The organism is Eudoraea sp. (genome assembly GCF_039969275.1).
Taxonomy (GTDB): Bacteria; Bacteroidota; Bacteroidia; order Flavobacteriales; family Flavobacteriaceae; genus Eudoraea.
In genome coordinates, this window is the sequence record NZ_JBDVOC010000011.1 from 1 (window position 1) to 4,476 (window position 4,476).

The 4,476-nt window shown below is 35.4% G+C and carries 4 protein-coding genes and 1 pseudogene; 4 read left to right on the forward strand and 1 reads right to left on the reverse strand.

Annotation, left to right across the window (positions count from 1 at the left end; all coding sequences use genetic code 11):
* The first annotated feature begins 118 nt into the window (after nt 1-118).
* From ABJH90_RS11235 to ABJH90_RS11250, 4 genes are all read left to right on the forward strand, one after another.
* On the forward strand, nt 119-442 hold the full coding sequence (locus ABJH90_RS11235) for a DUF6090 family protein (RefSeq protein ID WP_348141011.1): 324 nt from the start codon (nt 119-121) through the stop codon (nt 440-442).
* A gap of 184 nt (nt 443-626) precedes the next feature.
* Nucleotides 627-1,946, forward strand: a complete 1,320-nt coding sequence (locus tag ABJH90_RS11240; RefSeq protein WP_348141013.1) for a Gfo/Idh/MocA family oxidoreductase — start codon at nt 627-629, stop codon at nt 1,944-1,946.
* Nucleotides 1,947-2,099: 153 nt separating this feature from the next.
* A complete protein-coding gene (locus tag ABJH90_RS11245) occupies nt 2,100-2,831 on the forward strand; it encodes a DUF6090 family protein (protein WP_348141015.1) in 732 nt (243 codons plus the stop codon).
* Nucleotides 2,832-3,276: 445 nt separating this feature from the next.
* Nucleotides 3,277-4,323 carry a DUF6090 family protein gene (locus ABJH90_RS11250; protein WP_348141017.1) on the forward strand — a complete coding sequence of 349 codons (1,047 nt, stop codon included), beginning with the start codon at nt 3,277-3,279 and terminating at the stop codon, nt 4,321-4,323.
* Between the two features lie 43 nt (nt 4,324-4,366).
* Here ABJH90_RS11250 and ABJH90_RS11255 read toward each other — a convergent pair.
* A pseudogene (locus ABJH90_RS11255) lies at nt 4,367-4,476 on the reverse strand (IS110 family transposase); the annotation flags it as partial.

Here is a 4,476-nt window from a genome sequence, read left to right on the forward strand (position 1 = left end):
TTCTTTCATTATCGAAACAGAATTTTGCAAATGCAAAATCAAATGTCCAGTGGACATTTGGTTGAGATAGCTCCCGATAGCTATCGGGACGGACGTCTTGAAAATATTATTAGAAACTATGATTAATTTTTTTAGGCGAATCCGCAGGAAACTGGCTGATGATAATAAGCCTTTAAAATACATGAGGTATGCCATTGGGGAGATTGTGTTGGTTGTGGTTGGTATTTTGATTGCATTAAGCATCAACAACTGGAATCAAAACAGACTTAACCAACTAGATAAAAAAGAAATACTTTCTAAACTACAAATAGAATTTCAAGCAAATAAAAACATATTACAAGATTATAAAATTAAAAATGAAAGGTCCATGAATTCTAATATAGCGCTCATGAGTCTAATAGGAGAAACCAAGGAAGTAAAAGGAGATAAAGGGCATCCTTGAAAAAGAAATATTGAAGTAGCAGCCACCATAATAAGCATCTTTTGATGAGCTTATTTTCTGGTCTAATTATTCCTCTTATGATGAAACTAATGCCCATAATACGAAGCTTTTTGCGGTTTAGTTTTTATCATAACGCCATTATTATTGTTTGAAAACCGTACTTTAAAAAACCAAAATCGTTGAAATGAGTAGTAGAAGAAAATTTATTAAAAATGTAAGTGCAGCAACCCTTGCCACAGCAGTTCCTTTGGGCCAGGTGTCGGCCAAAAACCCAATTAAAGATAGAGAAGTAGTGAATGTTGGCCTCATTGGTGTTAGAGGGATGGGATGGGCAGACCTCAGTTCTTTTCTTAAAAACAAGGGAACAGCATGTATTGCACTTTGCGATGTGGACAGCGATTTGTTGGAAAAACGCGCAAAGGAAATAGAAACAAAAACAGGTCAACGCCCAAAAACTTTTAATGACCATCGTAAATTTTTAAAAATTAAAGAAATGGATGCCGTTTTTGTTGGCACTCCAGACCATTGGCACTGTATTCAGATGATCGATGCCTGTGCGGCAGGAAAAGATGTATATGTAGAGAAACCAATAGCCAATAGTATTCACGAGGCAGATTTGATGGTAAAAGCAGTACGCAAGTACAATAGGGTAGTGCAGGTAGGCCAATGGCAAAGAAGCGACCCCCATTGGCATTCGGCCTTTGAATATTTGGATTCCAGTGCCCTGGGCAAGATACGGCAGGTGAAAGCCTGGGCAAATGTAAATTACGGTCGCGGATTTGATGTGGTAGCGGATGCTGAACCTCCCCAGGGTGTGGACTACAACAGATGGCTGGGGCCGGCACCAGAAAGACCTTTTAATAAAAATAGATTTCATAGTACTTTTAGGTATTTCTGGGATTATGCGGGGGGCCTTATGACCGACTGGGGAGTGCATATGCTGGATATGGTTTTACTTGGTATGAATGCCACTGCGCCTAAATCTGTAGTAGCCATTGGCGGTAAAATTGCATTTCCCAACAATGCAGCAGAAACTCCGGATACGCTGACGACAGTTTATGATTTTGGGAATTTCAGCTTTATTTGGGAACAATTTATGGGCATGGGCACATCGCCATATTTAGAAGAATCTGGTGAACCTGGAGTGGCTTTTATTGGCGAGAATGGTATTTTGGCCATCAACAGGGCAAGCTGGAAAGTGCTACCCCTTCAGCATGATGGTAAATACTTAACAGAAGTATTACCACCCCGAAAAAGTCGTGTCAGCGGCCTGGATGCCCACACTGCAAATTTCTTGGAATGCATCAAAAATCGAAAAGATCCCAATTGTACTATTGAAATGGGAAGAAATGCCGCCCTGGTAGCCCATTTAGGAAATATCGCCTACCGAACTGGTAAAAAGCTGCAATGGAACGATGTGGAAGGCATAGTCTCTAATGCATCTGAAGCCAATGCTTACATAAAACCAAATTATCGGTCGCCATGGCAATTGTGGGAGGGGTAAGTGTTTTTGTGGCAACTAGGATAGAACCGCACTAACACTTTAATAGATAATTCCATACCTTAAAGAGGACCAACCAAGTATTCTAGTTATATGATAGGCTTCTTTCGTAAAATCCGCAAAAAACTCGCTGTTGATAACAAGCCTTTAAAATATATGAGGTATGCTATTGGGGAAATACTTTTGGTTGTTATTGGGATATTGATTGCACTTCAAATCAATAACTGGAATGAGGACAAGAAGGTCATGAAGTACGAATTAAAAATTCTTCAGGAACTGTACACAACTATTGTAAATGATATTGAATTTCAAAAGATACAAATTGATGAAAATAAATCTTCTGTCTCCTCGGCTGAAATAATCATTAAAAGTTTTAATGAAAGTTTGCCCTATTCAGATTCTTTAAATTTTCATTTTAAAAATCTCCTTAACAGAAGAATTAGTTTAGTTGCGGATAATGCCTATCAGAATGCGAAGCAGTATGGATTGGATTTCATGGAAAATGATTCACTAAAACAAGAACTAATATGGACCTATGAAAGAAATGCTAAAGTATTGGATGATATAAACGAAAGAGATAATCTCTTTGAGAATAACGTAGCAATTCCCATATTCATAGAACTCTTTGACAGGGTTGATTTCTCTGATGATTTAAGCAGGTTTGAAATTATTAGAAGCATATCGCTTTTAGATTTGACACAAGATTCTTCATATAAAAAAATGTTTCCGTTAGATTATAAAGCATTGAAGAAGAATAACAAATTTAAGAGCATAGTAAAATCAACAATTTCGAGAAGAGAAAAATTAATTATGTATCAAGAAATTAGGCTTATGAGAATGAATAGATTAATAAAACTTTTGGAATTAGAGATTGCTTCAAGATCATAAGTGAATTAGCATTAACCCTTTCACCCAAATAAGCAAGACAGATTGCGGTTTTATCTACAAAGTCGAACACGATGGACATAAGCACTATGAAGTGTTCAAAAAACGCCTAAATCACCGTTTCGGCACAGTGAGTTATCCTACCGATAAAGCATTTGGAGTTTGGGCTTGGACTTGTATGAGTTTGAAAGGGCAAGAGAAAGACTAAATGAGATTGAAATAATTATCCGATTTAGTACCCTGGATAAAAACAGTAGTACCTCAGAAAAGATTTTATATGTCCCTTGATAATAGATTTACTGACTGACCTAGATCATTGATGAACAATAGATTACTTCGTAACTATGAGTACTTCTAATAATAACTTACTAGTGTAGCGAGGAACTATTAGATGAGCCTTGTCGGTAGAATATATTCTATAGCCATCAACAACCTTAATAATTATGAAATGCTAAAGTATTTCCGTAAAATCCGTCAAAAACTCATGCAGGAAAATAAGTTTTCCAAATATCTGCTATATGCAGTTGGTGAAATTGTCCTTGTGGTTATTGGAATTTTGATTGCTCTCCAAATCAATAATTGGAATAATAGAAAACAAAATGAAAAAGAATTTGAAAAAATAGTGGAAGCCTTTGAAAGTGACCTCATTAGAAATATCGAAGAATCAACAATTGTAATTCAAAGGGATTATAGGAGAGATTCACTCGTTGATCTTGTACTTAAAAAAAAGGCAACTAGAGAAATGTACCGATCAGAGTTAGGGCTAAGACGTCTAATTACTGCAAGCTATCCCTTTAATGTTCTCGACGATAATTTGATATTACTTTTAGAAAAAGAAGAGCAATTTCCCAAAAAATATTTTCCCCTCTTACCACTATTAAAACAATACAAAAGTCAAATTAAAGATCATACCAGAAATACCGAAAGGAACGACCTTCAAATAAATGAAAATTTCTACTATTTTGTTGAAAATTTTCCTTGGTTTAGGAAAAGTGATTCTCTTTCTAAAGAAATGGCAATTGGATATTTCCTTAATGATCCTATCTATTGGAATAAAGTTTATGCAATTAGAGCTTGGCAATTTAATAATGGTACTTTTCATGTTTCCGGGGTTCGAGCATACTCACTAGCCATACTTGGTCAAATTAGACAAATAAAAAATGGTTATAACCTTGATTGGTTTAAACAATTTCTTATTGAAAATGGAATGACTCCATTTCGGTATCTGGATTGTTCTGACCATCTGCAAGTTGAACCAAAAATTAAGATAAGCCTGAAATTTTTAATTTATAACAGTCGAAATGAGGAGGTTTCTATTTTTATGTTAAATGACCATGGAGAGAGGACAATAGAATTAAAATTAAAACCGCGAGAGTTTTTAATTAATTGGTTAGGTTCACCAGTAAATGATAATCAAATATTTGAATGGGGCGATTCAAAAAATTGTTTTCAAAAGTATGTTTCTACCGTAGATGGTTACTTAGTAATAGAATGAAAACGAGCCACCAACAAAGAACTGAGTTAAAATCCAAGGGAAATTAACTTAAATTCGACACAAAATTTTCATCATAAGGAAGTCCTGATTTAGCAATTGCAAATGCTTGTTTTAAGAGTTTATTAATGACTGCAATCAAAGCCAGTTTTTTAC